This window comes from Planotetraspora sp. A-T 1434 (genome assembly GCF_025420585.1).
In the GTDB taxonomy this organism is placed as follows: Bacteria; Actinomycetota; Actinomycetes; order Streptosporangiales; family Streptosporangiaceae; genus JAOEGB01.
In genome coordinates, this window is the sequence record NZ_JAOEGB010000016.1 from 56,191 (window position 1) to 74,627 (window position 18,437).

The 18,437-nt window shown below is 71.8% G+C and carries 14 protein-coding genes; 9 read left to right on the forward strand and 5 right to left on the reverse strand.

Going from position 1 to position 18,437, the window contains the following annotated elements:
• Window positions 1–100 precede the first annotated feature (100 nt).
• Window positions 101–3,364 carry a S8 family serine peptidase gene (locus N5079_RS21280; RefSeq protein WP_261585709.1) on the forward strand — a complete coding sequence of 1,088 codons (3,264 nt, stop codon included), beginning with the start codon at window positions 101–103 and terminating at the stop codon, window positions 3,362–3,364.
• 75 nt (window positions 3,365–3,439) lie between these two features.
• Here N5079_RS21280 and N5079_RS21285 read toward each other — a convergent pair whose 3' ends face one another.
• Both N5079_RS21285 and N5079_RS21290 read right to left on the reverse strand, forming a co-directional pair.
• Entirely contained in the window at window positions 3,440–4,354 is a 915-nt protein-coding gene (locus tag N5079_RS21285; RefSeq protein ID WP_261585710.1) for a DUF72 domain-containing protein, read from the reverse strand.
• Between the two features lie 137 nt (window positions 4,355–4,491).
• A complete protein-coding gene (locus tag N5079_RS21290; RefSeq protein ID WP_261585711.1) occupies window positions 4,492–6,246 on the reverse strand; it encodes a choice-of-anchor P family protein in 1,755 nt (584 codons plus the stop codon).
• 560 nt (window positions 6,247–6,806) lie between these two features.
• Between N5079_RS21290 and N5079_RS21295 the strand changes: the two genes are divergently transcribed.
• Genes N5079_RS21295 through N5079_RS21305 form a run of 3 tightly spaced genes read left to right on the forward strand, consistent with a single transcriptional unit; the run spans window position 6,807 to window position 9,683 of the window.
• Window positions 6,807–8,189, forward strand: coding sequence for a DUF2079 domain-containing protein (locus N5079_RS21295; protein ID WP_261585712.1), 1,383 nt, complete (start codon window positions 6,807–6,809; stop codon window positions 8,187–8,189).
• Between the two features lie 43 nt (window positions 8,190–8,232).
• Window positions 8,233–8,571: a PadR family transcriptional regulator gene (locus N5079_RS21300; RefSeq protein WP_261585713.1), complete on the forward strand. Its 339-nt coding sequence runs from the start codon at window positions 8,233–8,235 to the stop codon at window positions 8,569–8,571.
• Window positions 8,568–9,683 (forward strand): hypothetical protein, encoded by a 1,116-nt coding sequence (locus N5079_RS21305; RefSeq protein WP_261585714.1) that lies wholly within the window; start codon window positions 8,568–8,570, stop codon window positions 9,681–9,683. Before N5079_RS21300 ends, N5079_RS21305 begins: the two co-directional genes overlap by 4 nt.
• A gap of 69 nt (window positions 9,684–9,752) precedes the next feature.
• On the opposite strand, the gene N5079_RS21310 is transcribed toward N5079_RS21305, so the two are convergent.
• Window positions 9,753–10,652 carry a UbiA family prenyltransferase gene (locus tag N5079_RS21310; RefSeq protein WP_261585715.1) on the reverse strand — a complete coding sequence of 300 codons (900 nt, stop codon included), beginning with the start codon at window positions 10,650–10,652 and terminating at the stop codon, window positions 9,753–9,755.
• A 117-nt stretch (window positions 10,653–10,769) separates the two neighbouring features.
• Between N5079_RS21310 and N5079_RS21315 the strand changes: the two genes are divergently transcribed.
• From N5079_RS21315 to N5079_RS21335, 5 genes are all read left to right on the forward strand, one after another.
• Window positions 10,770–11,885, forward strand: coding sequence for a type III polyketide synthase (locus N5079_RS21315; protein ID WP_261585716.1), 1,116 nt, complete (start codon window positions 10,770–10,772; stop codon window positions 11,883–11,885).
• 21 nt (window positions 11,886–11,906) lie between these two features.
• Window positions 11,907–12,467 carry an isoprenylcysteine carboxyl methyltransferase family protein gene (locus tag N5079_RS21320; protein ID WP_261585717.1) on the forward strand — a complete coding sequence of 187 codons (561 nt, stop codon included), beginning with the start codon at window positions 11,907–11,909 and terminating at the stop codon, window positions 12,465–12,467.
• Window positions 12,464–13,633: an NAD(P)/FAD-dependent oxidoreductase gene (locus tag N5079_RS21325; RefSeq protein WP_261585718.1), complete on the forward strand. Its 1,170-nt coding sequence runs from the start codon at window positions 12,464–12,466 to the stop codon at window positions 13,631–13,633. The genes N5079_RS21320 and N5079_RS21325 overlap by 4 nt, the downstream gene beginning before the upstream one ends.
• Before the next feature lie 242 nt (window positions 13,634–13,875).
• Window positions 13,876–14,580 carry a sensor histidine kinase gene (locus N5079_RS21330; protein WP_261585719.1) on the forward strand — a complete coding sequence of 235 codons (705 nt, stop codon included), beginning with the start codon at window positions 13,876–13,878 and terminating at the stop codon, window positions 14,578–14,580.
• 473 nt (window positions 14,581–15,053) lie between these two features.
• Window positions 15,054–16,328 (forward strand): ATP-binding cassette domain-containing protein, encoded by a 1,275-nt coding sequence (locus N5079_RS21335; RefSeq protein ID WP_261585720.1) that lies wholly within the window; start codon window positions 15,054–15,056, stop codon window positions 16,326–16,328.
• Here N5079_RS21335 and N5079_RS21340 read toward each other — a convergent pair.
• Together N5079_RS21340 and N5079_RS21345 are read right to left on the reverse strand one after the other, a co-directional pair.
• Complete coding sequence (locus N5079_RS21340; RefSeq protein WP_261585721.1) at window positions 16,230–16,886, reverse strand: DNA-binding response regulator; 657 nt, start codon at window positions 16,884–16,886, stop codon at window positions 16,230–16,232. The genes N5079_RS21335 and N5079_RS21340 overlap by 99 nt on opposite strands.
• A 262-nt stretch (window positions 16,887–17,148) precedes the next feature.
• A complete protein-coding gene (locus tag N5079_RS21345; RefSeq protein WP_261585722.1) occupies window positions 17,149–18,336 on the reverse strand; it encodes a hypothetical protein in 1,188 nt (395 codons plus the stop codon).
• Window positions 18,337–18,437 lie beyond the last annotated feature (101 nt).

Sequence of the window (18,437 nt, forward strand, 5' to 3'; positions counted from 1 at the left end):
GTAATTGCCCGGTTTTGGGCATTGCGCAGTGTTCCGTACTGATTCGTGCGTGTGCAAGTCTCCGACCTTGGTCCTCTCTTGATCTGCACCAGGAGCCTGCATGCGGTCCTCTCCCCCGCCCCTACTCGCGGCGGTCGCCGCCCTCGTCGCGGCCTGTCTCATCCCGGGGCTCTCGGCCCCGGCCCACGCCGCTATGACGGAGGCCGCTCCCCTCGCCGGATCGGCCGCGGTCGATCCGGGCGCCGGCCCGGCCTCCGGCACCGTCACTCTCATCACCGGCGACGAGGTGACCGTGAACGTGCTGCCCGACGGCTCGCCGGGCGTGGTGTTCCGGCCGGGCGAGGGCCGGGACGGCATGCCGTTCACGCAGTCCGTCAAGGACGGCGAGGTCTCCGTCGTGCCGTTCGACGCGCAGCGGCTCCTTGACACCGGGGCGCTGGATCCGGCCCTGTTCGACGTCTCCCATCTGCTGGACAACTGGAGCGCGGGCTCCGGCACGCTGCCGCTGATCGTGAGCTATCCCTCCGCCGGGGCCGTCAAGGAGGGCACGGACGACCTCCGCACGGACGGCGCCCAGGTGAAGCGCGCGCTGCCGTCGGTCAACGCCGTCGCGGCCACGGTCGCGCGCAAGGAGACGGCCGGGTTCTGGAAGGGGATCAACCCCACGGCCCCGGCCCAGGCCGAGCGGCTGGCCGACGGAATCGCGAAGATCTCGCTGGACGGCACGGCCCGGCCGCTCGACGTCGAGAGCGTCCAGCAGATCGGCGCGCCCGCCGCGTGGCGGCGCGGGCTCACCGGCGCGGGCGTGAAGGTCGCGGTGCTCGACAGCGGGATCGACGCGGCGCATCCCGACCTCGCCGGCAGGATCGGCGAGAGCCGCGACTTCACCGCGAGCCCCACGGGGGTCGCGGACACGCAGGGCCACGGCACGCACGTCGCGGGGATCATCGCGGGCACGGGCCCGCAGCCGGGCGTCGCGCCGGGAGTCACACTGATGATCGGCCGCGTCTGCCTGAACTCGGGCTGCCCCAACTCCGCGATCATCGCGGGCATGGAGTGGGCGGCCGCGTCCGGCGCGAAGGTGGTGAACCTCAGCCTGGGCGGCGCCTACACCGACGGCACCGACCCGATGTCGCAGTCGCTCAACGCGCTCACCGCCAAGTACGGCACGCTGTTCGTCGTGGCCGCGGGCAACGCCGGCCACAACCGCACGGTGAGCACGCCCGGCAGCGCGGACGCCGCTCTCACGGTGGGCAGCGTCACCAAGGACGGCCAGCTCAGCACCTTCTCCAGCCGCGGCCCCCGGGTCGGCGACGACGCCGTCAAGCCGGAGATCTCCGCGCCGGGCTACTCCATCGCCGCCGCGCGGGCCGCGGGCACCAGCATGGGGCTGCCGCTCGACGACCGGTACACGCTGCTCAGCGGCACCTCGATGGCCACGCCGCACGTCGTGGGCGCGGCCGCGATCCTCGCCGGGCAGCACCCCGGTTGGTCCGCGGCCCGGCTCAAGGCCGCTCTGGTCAGCACTGCCGAGCCCATCGAGGACGCCACGGTGTTCGAGCAGGGCGTCGGGGTCGTTGACGTGGACCGGGCGACCAGCGAGCTGGTCCGCGCCGAACCCGCCACCCTCAACCTCGGCACCACCGCCACCGGCACGATCACCTACCGCAACGACGGCGACCGGCCCGTGAAGCTGAAGCTCGACGTGCCGAACGGGAGCGCCTTCACGCTGGACCGGCGTCACGTCGAGGTGCCGCCCAACGGCGAAGCGCAGGTCACGGTGAAGGCGGAGGGCACCGGCACACGGGGCGCCCTCGTCACCGCGCGCGCCGGGCAGGACGTCGTCAGGTCCGCCGTCTCCGCCACCTCGGCGCCGGTCACCCACCAGATCACCGTCAACACCGTCGACAGGGACGGCGTGACGAACGGCAGGACGTACGGCTTCGTCGTCTACCTGGCCCGGCACGAGACGGGCGAGTTCTACGGCGGCGGCACGTACGGCAGGCCGATGCAGGGCCCCCTGCCGGAGGGCCGGTACACCGCCTTCGCCTGGATCCCGACCAGGAGCCCGGCGCGGGAGCCGTGGTATCCCTCCTTCACGCTGGTCGCCAAGCCCGTGACGCTCGACAAGGACGCCGAGGTGACGCTCGACGCGCGCGACGGCGTGAAGGTCGCCACGACACTCAACGGCACGGAGGCCGATGGCGTCAGCGGCACGGCGTTCGGGCTCGCCGGGACCGGCCAGGTCTACGCGAGCCAGGCCACCGAGGCGTACGTCGCCCCGGCGGAGACGCCCGGCATGGTCTACACGGCCGCGCAGTACCTGCGCGGGGTCGCGGGAAGCACCGCGTGCGGTCCCGACGGCGCCGCCGTGTGCAACATCGGCGTGGCCAGCGAGACCGGTCCCGTGGCGACCCACCCGGTCATCACCGACGCCGACCTGGCCAAGGTCCGGGCCGACGCCGGCACGCAGGGCGGCCGGGGCGGGGCGGACCGCATCGACTACGCCGTGCAGCGGGGCTCGGCCGCGCCGCCCGCCGAGCCGATCAGGCCCGGCGAGTGGCCCCTGCCGGGGACGCTCACGTCCTACTTCCACGGCACCGGCCCGGTCGGCTGGTCCTCGGTTCTCTACAAGACCACGCCGAAGCCGGCGCAGCTCCAGAACCAGGCCTGGCGGCAGTACGCCGGCGGCCAGGAGTACACCGAGCAGTGGCTGTCGGGCGTGCTCGGGCCGGTCGTCGGCACGACGGCGCCCAACCGCCTGGGCAACGTCATCACCGCCACCCTGCCTCTGCTATCGGACCCGAGCCCAGGCCACTACGCGTACGCGACGTGGGGCGGCGCCACGGGCAGGACCGAGCTCTACCGGGACGGCAAGATCTTCGCGGGCGGGCTCACGCCGAACGGCGCCGGCTTCCAGGTGCCGTCCGACCGCGCTCACTACCGGCTCGTCATGTCCGCGACCCGTCAGGCGGATGTCTCCACGAAGGTCGAGGCCGCGTGGGAGTTCGACTCGAAGGCCACGCGCGAGACCACCGCGCTGCCCCTGCTCGCCGTACGGTTCTCGCCGCAACTCGACGGGGACGGCTCCGCGCCGGCGGGCGGCGTGTTCCAGATCCCGTTCCAGGTCGACAGGACCGCCACGGCGGGCCCGGTCCGGGAGGTCGGGGTAGAGGCGTCCTTCGATGACGGCGCGACGTGGACGAGGGCCGAGGTCCGGCGGGACGGTGACGGCGGCACCGTGACGATCACGCATCCGGACCTCGCCGGCTCCTCCGGGTACGTGTCACTGCGGGCGAGCGCCGGGGACGTGCACGGGAACACCGTGACCCAGGACATCGTGCGCGCCTACCGGCTGCGTTAGGCGGTCCCGAGCCGAGGGTGTTCCCGGTCGCTACGGCGGCCGGGAACACCCTCAAGGCGTTGGACCGCGGTCCGATCAGGCATGGGACTCGGCCGGGCGCACCTGGCAGGCGGGTATGGCACTGAGCAGGCCGGCGAGCTGGCGGGCGTTGGTCTGGGCGTAGTCGCGGTAGCAGTTGTTCATCAAGACATGCGTCTCCGGCGTCTCCGCGCCGAGTTCGCACAGCTTGGGCGCCCACTCCTCCAGTTCCTCGGGCGAGTATAGGTAGCCGAAGCGCTCGTGGATGTCGCGGCTGGTCCACTTGCCGCTGTGCCCGTGGAAGCGGACGATCTCCAGGTCGGACGTGGCCGCGACGACCGGCGGGACCGAGTCCGGATAGCCCTGCGGCATGTCGACGCACACGTACGGCAGGCCGTACGAGCGGAGGAAGTCGAGGGTCTCCGCCCGGTTCTCCTCGCTCATCCAGGTGTGATTGCGGAACTCCACGGAGATCCGCAGGGGATCACAGCGCCGCTTGCACTCCAGGATGTAGTGCTTGTTGCCCCGGCTGATCGGGAACCACCGGGGGAACTGGAAGAGCACCGCGCCGAGCTTGCCGGCCTCCCACAGCGGCAGCAGCGCGGACACGAAGCGGTCCCAGACCTGCTCCACGACGGCCTGCTCCAGGTCCTGCACGTACAGGTTCCTCTTGTCCGGGTCCACCTCCGGCCGGAGGTCCTTGGGCAGCGCGGCCGGGCGGGTGGGGTGGCGGGTCAGCAGCGAGAACGCCTTGACGTCGAAGGTGAACCGCGGCGGGGTCCGGTCGGCCCACAGCCGTACCGTGTCCTCGGCGGGCGGAGCGTAGTAGGTGGAGTCGACCTCCACCAGAGGGAACTGGCCCGCGTAGTGGCGCAGGCGCTCCTCGGCCGTCGTGACGTGCGGTGGATACCACCCGGAGGCCAGGAGCGTCTTGTCGGTCCACGACGCCGTCCCGACCAGGATCTCCCCCATACCTCACCATAGGACGCCGCCCGGCCCGCGACCCTGAACGGCCCACCGATGAGCGGGGGCTCGCCCATGCCGTGCGGCGCGGGCGAGCCCTTGGCGCGTCAGGCGGCGCGATCAGACGGCGCGATCAGACGGCGTGATCAGACGGTGGGGCAGGGTTGTCCGGGGAGGGTCAGCGCGGCCCTGGCGTGGCTGACGATGATGTCGGTGCCGGCCGTCGTGTGGACGTGGACCGCGTTGACCACGACTCCGCGGCCGCCCGCGATCGGAACCCGCTCGTTGATCGTGATCTTGCCGACGAGCGGGATGTCGATCACGAGGTTGGCGCCGGGCTCGTTGATGGTGACGCCGTTGACCCTCAGGTTCGCGAGCCTCACCTCGCTGCCGGTGCTCACCAGGCCCGTGTCGTCGTCCTGGGCCTTGGCCACGGCGGTCACCGTGTCGGCCGTCACCAGGCCGCCGAGCAGGTTCACCCGGGAGGTCTCGGCGGACGCCCTGACCATGCGCAGCCCGTCCGGGTCGACCGTGCCGGCCGTGCTGGTGGTGATGACCCCCACGGAGCCGAGGGTGGACAGCGTGGCGCTGAGCAGCGTCCTGCCGTCTCTCCCCGCGTTCTGCGTGCAGGTGAGGTCCGATGGAGCAAGCGGAGCGACGGACACCAGCGGCGCGGTGACCCGGCCGCCGTGCGCGTGGGCGTCGAAGACCAGCACCGGGGCGGCGAACCGCACGTCCGCGCAGGCGGGCGGATTCACCCCGGCGTAGCTGGTGAGGTCGTCCGGGCAGGTGGTGTAGGTGCGCGCGTGCTTCGACGTGACCGGGACGGTGGCGGTGCAGGACTCCTTGCCCGCGGCCAGGGTCCCGGTCACGGTGATCCGCCCGCCGGCGGCCGGCGCGGTGACCGTCGCGCCCGCGCAGTCGGTCGTCGCCGCGGCGCGCCCGACGGTCAGCCCGGCCGGCAGGTTCTCGGTGAACGACCAGCCCCTCTTGACCGCCAGCTCGCTGGTGTTGGTGATGGTGAACTTCATGGGTGTGTCCGTGCCGACCTCGGCCGGAGTCGAGCCGAACCCGATGCCCAGTTGCGGGGTGACGTCCAGGACGCGAACGTTGTCGAAGGCGGCGTCGTTGCCGTAGCCGCTGCCCTGGAAGTTCACCAGCCGCAGCCCCACCGTGGAGCCGTCGAACAGCACCGGGCTGTTGCTCGTGAACGTGCCCACCCGGATCCCGTCCAGGGTGGTGGTCGCCTGGGCGCAGGGCTCGATCGGCGTGGTGAAGGTGGGCACCGCCGTCGCCCCGTCGAGCAGGTAGAAGCCCAGCTTGGCGTGGTTGCCGTGGCAGTTCGTCTCCGCCACGTCGACGGAGAAGGCGAGGAACCGGTCACGCGCCCCGATGGCGATCGGCGTGCTCGTCTCCAGCTGTGTCTTGTTCGGTCCGGGGTCGCTGTTGGTGTACGCGGTGACGGCGTGGTTGGCCGCCGGGTCCCCACCGGCCCATCGGCCCAGCGTGCCGGCCAGTTGCTTGACCGATGTCCACCAGCCTCCGCATCCGGCGGACGGCGGCGGGGTCGCCGGGTTCCGCTGCGAGGCGATCCAGCCGTTGCAGGAGGTCAGCCAGATCGGATCGGCGGTGTAGGTCTCCTTGACCGGCGCAGCCCCCGTGTAGTCGGTGACCAGGATCGGCGTCGGGCCCTGCCCGTTCTCGAAGTCCTCGGCGAAGACCGTCACCGGGGCCTTGGGCGTGCCCAGATGGCCGGCCGTCGAGCCGGGCGAGCCGGGCGCCGCCAGCGCGCCGCCCTGCGTGGCCGCCACCAGCGACACCGACGCGGCGAGCGCGGCCAGACCGGCCGGCACCCGCCGCCCCGGCCCTGATCCGGGCCCGCGCACATGTGAACCGTTCACCAGCGAATTCCTCCCAGAGAATACAGCGCGCGCTACTCGGGGAAACGCCCGCATGACGAGGATGACGTGAGTAGCTGCGGCGAGAATATCGGCTCCTTGCAACAGACAAAATGGCGGCCACTTCGTGAACTGTCAACGACGACCCGCCCGGCGATCCCGCGCACCGTAATTGGGAATCCACCATCGAGGGCGCATTCCTCGCAACCGGATGTGCGGCATAGCGGCATTTTCCGGGATGCTCTCGGCGGCACGCATTTCGGGAACGCCTGGCCCGAGCTGCTCGGAGACGTCGCATCGGGACCGAGCTTTTGAGCCCCGCACACCCTGCCGTTACACGGCTGCCGATAGCCTGTCTCGTTGGACGCGGCTTTCCGCCGAACCCGGCAAGTGATGTGATGGACGCTCGGATATCGCCTGCCCGAATGAGAATCGGCCCGCCGGTGCGCACGGATCCACGCGGGGCCGGGGTTCGGCGGCCATTCTTCCGGACAAGATTCGACATTATCGGAATTGCTCTCATCGCGACCGTTTCGGCAGCCTTGTATGCCTATTACTCGTTAATGTCATTGGCCCGATTCCGGGCCGGGGCGTATGATCTCGTGATCTTCGATCAGGCGGTCAGGTCGTATTCGCGGTTCGGCCCGCCCATCTCGATGATCAAGGGTGTGCACAACGGGTTCGGGCCCGGGTTCTCCGTGCTGGGCGACCACTGGTCGCCGATCCTGGCCACGCTGGCGCCCCTCTACTGGATCCACGACGGCCCCGAGACGCTGCTCGTCGCGCAGGCGATCCTGCTGGCGCTGCCCATCCCGTTCCTCTGGACGTACACCTCTCGGACTTTCGGCGGAGCTTTGACGGCGCCGGGCGCGCGCCGTGCCGCCTACTGCGTCGCCGTCGCGTACGCGGTCTCCTGGCCGATCGCCGAGACCGTCGCCTTCGACTTCCACGAGGCCGCGTTCGTGCCGCCACTGACCGCGATCCTGCTGGAGCGCCATCAGGCCGGCCGAGCCGGGCACGTCACCCTCGCGGCGGCGCTGCTTCTGCTCGTCAAGGAGGACATGGGCCTTCTGGTCGCCGGACTGGGCCTCTTCATGATCACGCGCAAGGACGGCAGGCGGCTGGGGGCGGCCTTCGTCGCTGCGGGCGTCGTGACGGCGTACGCGGCGAGCCAGCTCTTGATCCCGCGTTTCGGCGGCCGGGCGGACTACTACTGGGCCTACTCCGCCCTCGGCGGCGACTTCCCGAGCGCGGCCCGGCACGCCCTGACGCATCCCGGCGACGCCCTGGGGCTGCTCGTCAACCCACCGGTGAAGGCGCGGACGGTCGCGCTGCTGCTCCTGCCTGTACTCTTCACCGCCCTGTTCTCGCCGGTCACGCTGGCCGCGATCCCGTTGCTCGCGGAGCGGATGCTGGCGAGCTCGTTCCCGAACTGGTGGGTTCCGCACTACCACTACGGGGCGTTCGTCGTGGTCGTCGTCTTCGCCGGCGGGGTGGACGGCGCCCGGAGGCTCGCCGGGCGTCTCAACGCCCTACCAGGGAGACGACGAGGGAGACGGGCGAACGCCGCCCAGTGGTGGGCGGCGCCGGCCCTCGCCGCGGGGCTGGCGAGCGTCCCGTTCTTCGCTTTCGGGGGGCTCTTCACTCCGGGCTTCCATGCCTCCACCGAGCGGACGCGGGCGGCGGAGCACGCCGTGGCGGTCGTGCCCGACGGCGCACGGTGCGAGGCGGCGGGCAATCTCGCTCCCGCCCTGTCCGGCCGTACCGAGACACTCCTGTGGGACCGCACCCCCCGCTGGGCGCCATGGGTCGTGGCGGACGTGCGGCAGCGGACCTTCCCGTTCGTCTCCGTCAACGAGCAGTCGGCCCGAGTTCGCTTCCTGCTCGAGCACGGGTATCGGCTCGTCTTCCGGGAGGACGGCTACCGGGTCCTGCGCCGGAGCTGACTTGCCCCTCCCAATATCTTGTCAGCCGATATATTATCGGCGCATGAGCCCTCGGACCATGACGGAGCCCGCGTTCTTCGTCCTCACCGCGCTGGTCGACGAGCCCCGGCATGGCTACGGGATCGCGCGGGAGGTCGAGAAGCTGTCGGACGGGCGGGTGCAGCTCAAGATCGGCACGTTGTACGGCGTGCTCGACCGGCTGGCCGCCGACGAGCTGGTCGCGCCGGACCGGGAGGAGGTCCAGCAGGGACGGCTGCGCCGCTACTACCGGCTGACCGATTCGGGGGCGCGCGCACTGGAGGCGGAAGCCGTACGGCTGGCCGCGAACGCCAGAAGCGCCAGCGAACGCCTGCGGGCCCGGCACGCGGGAGGCATGGCATGACGGGGATGACCGGCATGACGGGGATGTCCCTTCTGGAGGAGCGCTACCGGCGCGTGCTCCGGCTGCTGCCCGCGTCCTACCGGACGGCGCGGGAGGACGAGATGGTCTCGGCCTTCCTGGAGGGCTCCGAGGGGGTAATGGACGACGACAACCCCCGGCCGCGCTGGTCGGAGATCGCGAGCGTCGCGGCGCTGTCGGTCCGGGTCCGTCTCGGCGGCATCGGCGCGGCGCCGAGGTTCTACGCGTGGGGGGAGACGGTCCGGCTGGTGGCCCTGCTCGGGCTCGCCTTCCAGGCCGCGCTGGGCTGTGCGACATTGGGCAGCGAGCTGCAGGGCTATGGCCTCCTCGGCCCGGCGCACCCGGACTACTCGGCCTTCCTCGGCGACCCGGGATCCGGGGAACGCTTGTGGCATGTCATGCGGCTGGCGTCCGACCTGCTCGGGCCCGCGGCGTTCGTGGCGCTGGCCCTCGGCCGCGTCCGGATCGCCAAGGCGGCGGCGCTGCTCGGCCTCGCGTCGGCGGTGTACGACGTGGCGTCGGCCCTCGCGCCGTTGGACGTGATGCTCAGGTCCATGGCGCCCTCCCTCCTCATGCTCCTCGTGCCCGTGCTGGCGCTGCTCGCCGGGTTCCACCGGGACGCGCCGGTGGCACGTCACCCGCTCTGGGCGGCCGCCGTGCCCCTCGTCGCCGGCTGCCTGCTGTACGGCATGCTGACCGTACTGGCCTCCATGTCGCTGGCTCCGCTCATCGACGTGCGGGTATGGCCGTGGATCTGGCCATGGATGGCCCCCGCCGGCCTGGCCTGCCTGGCGCTCCTCCTCGCGAGCGTGGCGTGGGCCGGAAGGGCCCGGCGGGCCGGGCGGGCAGGGCGCCGGCCCTCGGTGCCGCTCGCGCTGGCGATCCTGATCGTGCCCGTCCTGCTCGCCATGGCCGCGAGCCTGAATCTGGGGGCCGTCGACCCGTTCAGCCGGACGATGACGGTCGTGATCATCGCCCAGCTCGCCGCGCTCGTGGTCTGCGGGATCGCGCTCATCGTGGCCGGGGTCAGGGCGCTGCCCCCGGCCGACGCGCCGGCGGCGGGCGGGATCGCCATGCCGGATCCCGCCACATAGCCCGGGACGGCCACCGACAGGTCCGAACGCGAAGGCGGGCCCCCTGAGCGACTGCCGTACGGCGTCGGTTCAGCGGGAGGTGATGCCGGTGCCCGTCGCGACGAGGAGGACGACGTCGACGGCGGCGCAGACGATCGCCGCCGCGAACGGGGCCTTGGGCGACCGTCCCGCGAGCAGCAGCCCGGCCGCGCCGAACAGGGTCACGGCGGCCAGCCCCGCCCAGCCCAGCACGGACGGGGCGCCTGGTGGCGCCAACACGAGCAGCGCGGAAGCGGCCAGCAGTGGCAGAGGGATCAGAGCCCGCACGCGGCCGGGACCGAGGCGCTGCGGCCAGCCGCGGACACCGGTGGCGACGTCCGCGGTGATGTCGGGCAGCACGTTGGCGAGGTGCGCCCCGCAGCCGAGAAGCGCCGCGGCGGCGACGGCCCACCACGCCGGCCACGGGCGCCCCGGCAGGCCGGCGGCCACGAATACCGGCACCGCGCCGAATCCCGTCGCGTAGGGAAGCCAGGAGAGAGCGGTCGCCTTCAGCACCAGATTGTACGCCCAGGCCGCCGCGACGGCGATGAGGTGGACGGCGCCGGCGGCCAGGCCGCAGGCCAGCGAGAGCGGCACGCACAGGACCAGCGCGACGATCGCGGCGGCGAAGACCGTCCGCGCGCTCACCAGGCCGGCGACGATGGGCTTGGCCGTGCGGCCCACGGCGGCGTCCCGTCCGGCGTCGAGCGCGTCGTTGCACCAGCCCACCGAGAGCTGGCCGGTCAGCACGGCGACGGCCACGAGCACGCAGCCCGCCGCGTCCCGGCCGCTCGCCGCCGCGAGCGCGGTGACCAGAGCGGTGACCGCCACGGTCGGCCCCGGATGACAGGCCCGCCCGAGCCCGGCCACCACCGCGGGCCGGAACCCGCGTCCGACGAGGGCCGGGGCGCGCCGATCGGCGGTCTCCCCTGAAGCCCCGCTCTCGGTCACGCTCCGAGCGTAGCCTCTCGCCCTCATCGCGACGATCACCCCGGACCGGCGAGGCATGGGGATGGCCAAGACGGGCAAAAGGAAGGTGTCGCTGCTGTCGCCGGCACGGGGGATGAGATGACGCGAATCGCCGCTGTCCACGGTGTCCTCCCATCGAACCGCTACTCCCAGGCTGAGATCACCGACGTGGTGGCCAAGGTGTGCCTCCCCGCGGGCACCGACCGGAGGCTGCTCGACCGGCTGCACGCGAGCGCCCAGGTGGGCCACCGCAACCTCGTGCTGCCGCTCGACCAGTACGGCAAGCTCGACGGCTTCCGGATGGCCAACGACCTGTTCATCGACGCGGCCGTGGAGCTGGGGGCGGAGGCGGTCGGCGGGGCTCTGGACGCGGCCGGGCTGGCGCCCGCCGACATCGACATGATCATGTGCACGTCCGTCACCGGCATCGCGGCGCCGTCCATAGACGCCCGGCTGGCCGGCCGTCTCGGGCTGCGGCCGGACGTCAAGCGCGTGCCGGTGTTCGGCCTCGGCTGCGTCGCGGGGGCGGCGGGGATCGCGCGCCTGCACGACTACCTGCGCGGCTGGCCCGGTCACGTGGCCGTGCTGCTCTCGGTCGAGCTCTGCTCGCTGACCCTCCAGCGCGCCGACGGCTCCGTGGCGAACCTGGTGGCGAGCGCGCTCTTCGGGGACGGTGCCGCCGCCGTGGTCGCCTGCGGCCCCGAAGCCCGCCCGGCATCCGGACACCCGGCATCCGGACACCCCGAACCCCAACGCCCGGGGCCGTCTCAGCACTCAGCCGGACCAACGGTGGTGGCGACCCGCAGTCACCTCTATCCCGGCTCCGAACGGGTGATGGGCTGGGACGTCGGCGACACCGGGTTCAAGGTCGTGCTCGACGCCGGCGTCCCCGACGTGGTCCGCACCTACCTCGCCGACGACGTCAACGGCTTCCTCGCGGACCACGGCCTCACGACGGACGACGTGACGGCCTGGGTGTGCCACCCCGGCGGCCCGAAGGTCCTCGAGGCGGTCGCCGAGACCCTGCGGCTCCCTCCGGGCGCCCTCGGCCTCACGTGGCGCTCGCTGGCCGAGATCGGCAACCTGTCCTCCGCCTCCGTCCTGCATGTCCTCCGGGACACCCTCGCCCTGCGGCCTCCACCGCCCGGCACGCCGGGGCTGCTCATCGCCATGGGTCCCGGATTCTGTTCCGAGCTCGTCCTGCTGCGCTGGTAGCCGACCCGGAGGTTCCCGGAAATGTCGCCCTGGTACGCACTGCTCGTGTCGCTCGTCGGCGCGGAACGCCTCGCCGAGCTGGTGGTCGCCCGCCGCAACGCGCGGTGGAGCCTCGGCCGCGGCGGGGTGGTCGCCGGGCGAGGCCACTACCCGTGGATGGTCGCCCTGCACACCGGTCTGCTGGGGGGGTGTCTGCTGGAGGTGTGGCTGGCGGACCGGCCGTTCGTCCCGGCGCTCGGCTGGCCGATGCTCGGCCTGGTCGTGGCCGCGCAGGGGCTGCGCTGGTGGTGCGTCTCGGCGCTCGGACACCAGTGGAACACCGAGGTGATCGTGGTCCCCGGGCTGTCGCTCGTGACCCGCGGGCCGTACCGGTTCCGGTGGCTGCGCCACCCCAACTACGTGGCGGTGGCGGTGGAGGGCGCGGCGCTGCCGCTGGTGCACAGCGCGTGGCTCACTGCGGCCGCCTTCACCGTGCTCAACGCGGCGCTGATGGTGGTGCGGATCCGGTGCGAGAACGCCGCCCTGGCCGCGCTGGCGCCCCGCGAGCCCGCCGTGCGGAGCTCGGGCGGGACGGCCCTGTGATCGATGTGCTCGTCGCCGGCGGAGGCCCGGCCGGTCTGGCGACCGCGATCCACGCGGCGCTCGCCGGGATGGAGGCCGTCGTGGTCGAACCCCGGACCGGGCCCGTGGACAAGGCGTGCGGGGAGGGGCTGATGCCGACGGGCGCCGCGGCCCTCCGGTCGATGGGCGTGGTCATGGAGGGCAGGCCGTTCCAGGGCATCCGCTACCTCGACGGGCGCCATCGGGTCCAGGCCGCCTTCCGCGACGGCCCCGGGCTGGGTGTGCGGCGGACCTCGCTGCACGCGGCGCTCAGCCAGCGCGCCGAGGAGTTGGGCGTCCGGGTCGTTCCCGGCCACGTCGGGAGCGTGCACCAGGACGCGGACGCCGTCCACGCCACCATTCACCCCACAGTCCATGGCGCCATCCATGCCACAGCCAACCCCACCGGCCACCCCACCGGCCACGACGACGCCGTCCACCCCGCTGTTGACGCCGCCGTTGACGCCGCCGTTGACGCCGGCGTCCGCCGGGCCGGGGACGGGCACGGCTCGACCGAGGTCCGCGCGCGGTGGCTGGTCGCGGCGGACGGGCTGCACTCGCCGCTGCGCGCCATGCTCGGGCTGGAGCTCCCCGTGTCCCGCCCCCGGCGGTACGGCCTGCGCCGGCACTACCGGATGGCCCCGTGGACCGACTTCGTGGAGGTGCACTGGGCGCCTGGCGGCGAGGCGTACGTCACGCCTGTGGGCGACGACCTCGTCGGTGTGGCCGTGCTGAGTTCGCAGCGGCGGAGCTACCGGGAGCACCTCGCGGAGTTCCCCGACTTGCTGTCCCTGCTGGAGGGGCCGCCCGCGACGCGGGTCCGCGGAGCCGGGCCGCTGCGCCAGCGCGTGCGGTCGCGGGTGGCGGGGCGGGTGCTGCTGGTCGGCGACGCCGCCGGATACGTGGACGCGCTCACGGGCGAGGGACTGTCGCTGGCGCTGCTGTCCGCGGAGGCCCTCGTGGGCTGCCTTCGGGCCGGCCGTCCCGCGGCGTACGAGGACGCCTGGCGGCGGCTGTCGCTGCGCCACCGGTTCCTGACCGCCGCCCTGCTGGAGGCCCGTCATCACCCCCGGTCCGCGCGGATGATCGTCCCGGCGGCCCAGCGCCTGCCCGCCCTGTTCCGGGCGGCGGTCCGCGCGCTGGCGTGAGCCTGCGACGGGCACGTGCGTCAATTGTCTATGGCCGGAATTCCCGTTCTCGACAGCCGAATTCCGTGACCCCCCGGACAGATCATCGGCCACGATGAGAATGCCGAAATAGAATAGGATTCCGTCGCTGTCAAGTCATCATATTTCTTGACTTGTATGCAAGGATCTAGCCTGTGCACCTCAAGGTGAGACCGATCTTCCTGCGAGCATGACTGGAGGATCCTCACTTGCCCAGTTCTGTCATGCTTGCGCTCGTTTTGTCACTGGGGTGCATCCTGTGCGCCTCCCTTGTCCTCCTCGCCGTAGTCCTGCGCCGGCTGCGGCGGGCACAGGCCACGCAGGCCGAGGCCGTACGGCAGGCGGCGGCCGAGGCGCGGGAGCAGTTCGGCCGGGACGTGCACGACCTGGTCAGCAGCCGATTATGGCTGGCCTCCCTCACCGCCGAGCTCGCCTACCGCCTCGCCGACCAGAACGCCCCCGTACGACCGGCCCTGGCCGACGTGATCGAGTCGATCCAGCAGGCGGCCACCGACATCCGCAACCTCACCCGGTCCTACCAGGAGATCTCCCTCTGGTCGGAGATCGCCAACGCGCGGGCGGTGCTCGGGGCGTACGGCATCGACTGCAAGGTCGAGCTCGCCGACGTGGAGCTGGCGCCCCAGGTCGGCGCGGTGCTGGCCGTGACGGTCCGCGAGGCCGTGACGAACGTCCTGCGCCACAGCAGCGCACGGCTGTGCGTCATCGAGATGTCCGTGGAGGGCGGCTCCGTGATCCTCTCCGTGGCCAACGACGGCGTCGAGCCTATCGTCGCGCGACAGGGGGCCGGCAGCGGCATCGACAACCTCCGCAGCCGCGCCGCCGCCCTGGACGGCGTGGTGGGAACGATCCTGGACCTCGATGGCTGGTTCCGGCTCGTGGTGGAGATCCCCAACCGCGCCCGGCGCTAGAGACCATTGGCTCCATTCCGGAATGCGCCACTCGCACCACTCACGAGTTAACATGTGGGTAATTGGCGACGGAAATTCCGGTCCCGGGGAGACCGCACGGAATCCCCCACATCCTTCGGGTGCACTGCTTTTTCGTGCTTTGACCTGCGAATTGACAGGTGATCACGCCATCTCCGCCACGGCACGGCCGTGGATTCCATCACGAGGCACCATGACCACGGCATGGTCAATAACAGGAAATTCACATAGCAGTCTGTTGACACCCGTAACTTGGCCCGTCCCCCTATTTCCGGAATTCTTTGATTTGACCGGCCTAAGGGGACATCCTGTGATTAGTAAGTACGAGATTTACTGCCTCGCGGATCCCTTCTTCTACAACACCCTCGACCAGAAGCGTGCGGATCACCCCGACTTTCCCATCGCCGCGCGCCCCGTCCCCGATGGGTGGGCACACCAGGCGACGGACACGTAAAATGCACTACGCGCCGGCCGGCGGCGCCCTGCCCCAGCAGGGCTGGAAGATCCACATCTCCTCGTGCATGGACCAGGCGGAGCGGGTGCTGGCGGCGGCGTGGGACTACTGCGTCTCCCGCGGGCTGGCGTTCAAGTTCCTCCGCGGCCGGCGCGTCATGATGATGCAGAACTCCAAGTACGCCTTCCGCGGGTCGAGCGGCAAGCTTGTCACGATCTACCCCGTCGACGAGGTCCAGCTGGAGCTCGTGCTCAAGGAGCTCGCCGAGACCCTCGACGGCGTCGCCGGGCCGTACATCCTGAGCGGCCTGCGCTACGGCGAGGGCCCGCTGTTCGTCCGGTACGGCGGGTTCGCCGAGCGGTGGTGCGTGACCGAGAACGGCGAGCGCGTGCTCGCCATCGAAGACGCGGACGGCACTCTCGTGCCCGTCCTCGGCACCGGAGGTCGGCGGGAGGCCGCGCCGGAGCCGCGGCCCGCCGCCGGGACGCGACTGGAGCTGAGCGGGGGCACCTTCGCCTACGGGCCCGGGGCCGAGCCGGTGATCGACGGGCTCGACCTGGTCGTCCCCGAGGGTGACCACCTGGCCGTGGTCAGGCCGAGCGGCATCGGCAAGTCCACGCTGGTCGCCGGGGTGCTGCGGCCGGGCGCGGGCACCGTCCTGATCGGCGGCGTTCCGGCCCACGAGGTCGGCCCGGCGGCCCGGGTCCTGATCCCGCAGGAGGCCTACGTCTTCCACGGAAGCCTGGCCGCCAACCTCACCTACCTCGCCCCGGACTCCCCCATGAGTGCTCTGGACGAGGCCGTGGCGGCCTTCGGGCTGGCGGCCCTGGTCCGGCGGCTGGGCGGCTACGAGGCGGAGATCGACCCCGCCCAGCTCTCGGCGGGCGAGCGGCAGCTCATCGCGCTGGTCAGGACCTCTCTCGCCCCCGCCCTCCTGGATCGTCCCCGACGAGGCGACCTGCCATCTGGACCCGGCGGCCGAGGCGCGGGCCGAGGCGGCCTTAGCCGCGCGCGGGGGCACGCTGGTCGTCATCGCGCACCGGATCTCGTCGGCCCTGCGGGCACGCCGCGTCCTGGTGATGGACGGGACCAGGGTCCTGCTGGGACCCACGACGAGATGGTGGCGGCGTCACCGCTCTACGCCGACCTGGTGGGGCACTGGACCGGATACTGGGAGCTACCGCCGGGAACGGTAGCGCAGGACGCCGATCTCGCGCCCGCCCACCGGCCACAGCCAGCCGGACTCCGAGGCGATCTGAATGGCCTCGACGCGTGAGCGGGCACCCACTTTGGTGAGGATGCGGGACAGGTAGTTGCGGACCGTTCCACGGGAGAGTGAGAGCTGATCGGCGATCTCGCTGACCGTCGCTCCCCCGGCGGCGGTCTCCAGGACGTCGAGCTCCCGGGCGGTCAGCGGGTTGCTGTCGGAGTCGAGGGCGGCGACGGCCAGGTCGGGGTCGATGACCCGCTGGCCGCCGCAGACGCGGCGAATGCAGTCGACGAGATGGCTGGGCAGGGCGTCCTTCACGACGAAGCCGCGCACGTTGGCGTCCAGCGCCCGCCGGAGGGCCATGGGTGTGCCGAGGCCGGTGAGGATCACGGTCTTGCAGTTCGGTAATCGGCGGTGCAACTCGGCCGCGGCGGTCAGCCCGTCGACTCCCGGCATCCCGATGTCGAGGACCGCGACGTCTGGACGCCGCAGGCAGGCGAGCCGCACGATGTCCTCCCCCTTGGCGGCCTCGGCGACCACCTCGATGTCGTCCTCGCAAGACAGCAGGGCCACCAGCGCCTTCCGGATGAGGTGCATGTCCTCGGCGAGGAGCAAACGGATCACCACAGGTCCCCTTACGCAAGCCTTCGGTTGGCTCATCGACGTCACCCCGGCTGGCTTCGCTTACCCCACTATGACCGTCTCTCGCCGATGACGGGACCTCTCTACCCCATCTCTCACCTTTAATCACGTGGCTGTTAGTTAAATCCGCATAGATGGCTGAACGCCTGGTAGACGGCCGTACGCCCGGTTCCGACAGTCGAAACCGGGCGGTGTACGGCGATTCACGATGATGTACGGCGATTTATATTGATTCAGGGTGTATTTACGGATTCCTGTCCGAGCTGGTGTCCGGCGCGTAGTGACCCGTCCCGGCGTACTCGGCCCGCCACATGCCGTCGCCCGTCGCGCGGACCCGGGCGGAGAACCAGCCGTCCTTCCCCGTCACGGCGGTCGCGACGGTCCGCCACACCTTCGACCCGCCGGGACGGAAGCAGATCGCCACCGGTTGGCCGGGGAAGGGCCGGTAGTCGACCCGCCCGACCGGATCGACCCGCAGCAGCGTCCCGGTGATCCGGACCCGGTCGTCGGCGCGGACGGCGTGCACTCCCTCCAGTTCGGTCGCCCGCTTGAGGAAGAACGTGGTCCGCGCGGTGACGGTGCCGCCCGCCGCGTCCTTCGCCGTGGCCGTCACCGTCCACGGGCCGCTCGGATACCAGCGTGAGAGGGCCTTTTCCGGCAGGAACCGCCAGGTCTCCCACTCGTTGCCACGGCTGCCGCCGCCCACGGGCGGGGCCGATACCCGCACGCCGCGCAGGGGCGGCCGCGAGGTCGACGACGTGCTCGGCGCGAGAGCCGGAGAGCCGCCGGGAGAGCTGCCTTGAGAGCCGTCCGGAGAGGAGGCGCCCAGAAGAGCGGCGGCCGCCGCCGGCCCGGTCCCAGCGGCCGGCACGGTGTCAGCGGTCGGAGCGGGAGAACCCTGCGCCGGTGCGGGGAAACCCGGAGTGGGAGCCGGAAGGCTCGGAGCGGGAGAAACCTGGGCCAGAGCCGGAAGAACCGGCGCCTGCGCGGGACGAATCGGCGCCTGTGACTGGGCCTGGGCCGGAAGGTTCGGCGCCGGGTCCTCCGCCGCCACCAGCGCCGGAGCGGGGTTGCCCGGCACGGCCGACGGCGTCGCCACGCCGGGCGCCGAGAGCGGCGTGACCATCCCGGAGATGCCGGCCGGGGTCGTCTCCGGCTCCCCCTGGTCCGACGGGGCAGCCGGGTTCGACGGGTTGGCCGGGTTGGCCGGGTTGGCCGAGCGGCCCGGTTCGAGGGCGACCGAGACGCTCGTGGCACCGCGTGCCACGACCTCGATCACGAGCTTGACGGAGCCGGTGGGGCCCACCACGGGGTTGGCCGGCTTCACGGTGATGGACCGGATGGCCAGATCGCCGGTCGCGGTCGCCGGAGCCATGGCGGAGGCCGACAGAGCCGCCACCGCGAGGATCGGCGTCGCAATCAAACGTCTCATCATGGGCTGTGACCGTATGCGGCGCCAAGTAATCACCCGCCCCCTGAAACACACCCCAACAGGCAAAACCCCGCCGTGATCATGCACGCCTTCCCACGGAC

What these genes read in the sequence shown, in the direction of transcription:
- N5079_RS21295 (WP_261585712.1), top strand. Translation starts at nt 6,807, where the DNA reads ATGTCATTGGCCCGATTCCGGGCCGGGGCGTATGATCTCGTGATCTTC.
- N5079_RS21305 (WP_261585714.1), top strand. Translation starts at nt 8,568, where the DNA reads ATGACGGGGATGACCGGCATGACGGGGATGTCCCTTCTGGAGGAGCGC.
- N5079_RS21320 (WP_261585717.1), top strand. Translation starts at nt 11,907, where the DNA reads ATGTCGCCCTGGTACGCACTGCTCGTGTCGCTCGTCGGCGCGGAACGC.
- N5079_RS21285 (WP_261585710.1), bottom strand. Translation starts at nt 4,354, where the DNA reads ATGGGGGAGATCCTGGTCGGGACGGCGTCGTGGACCGACAAGACGCTC.
- N5079_RS21315 (WP_261585716.1), top strand. Translation starts at nt 10,770, where the DNA reads ATGACGCGAATCGCCGCTGTCCACGGTGTCCTCCCATCGAACCGCTAC.
- N5079_RS21300 (WP_261585713.1), top strand. Translation starts at nt 8,233, where the DNA reads ATGAGCCCTCGGACCATGACGGAGCCCGCGTTCTTCGTCCTCACCGCG.
- N5079_RS21335 (WP_261585720.1), top strand. Translation starts at nt 15,054, where the DNA reads ATGCACTACGCGCCGGCCGGCGGCGCCCTGCCCCAGCAGGGCTGGAAG.
- N5079_RS21330 (WP_261585719.1), top strand. Translation starts at nt 13,876, where the DNA reads ATGCTTGCGCTCGTTTTGTCACTGGGGTGCATCCTGTGCGCCTCCCTT.
- N5079_RS21280 (WP_261585709.1), top strand. Translation starts at nt 101, where the DNA reads ATGCGGTCCTCTCCCCCGCCCCTACTCGCGGCGGTCGCCGCCCTCGTC.
- N5079_RS21345 (WP_261585722.1), bottom strand. Translation starts at nt 18,336, where the DNA reads ATGAGACGTTTGATTGCGACGCCGATCCTCGCGGTGGCGGCTCTGTCG.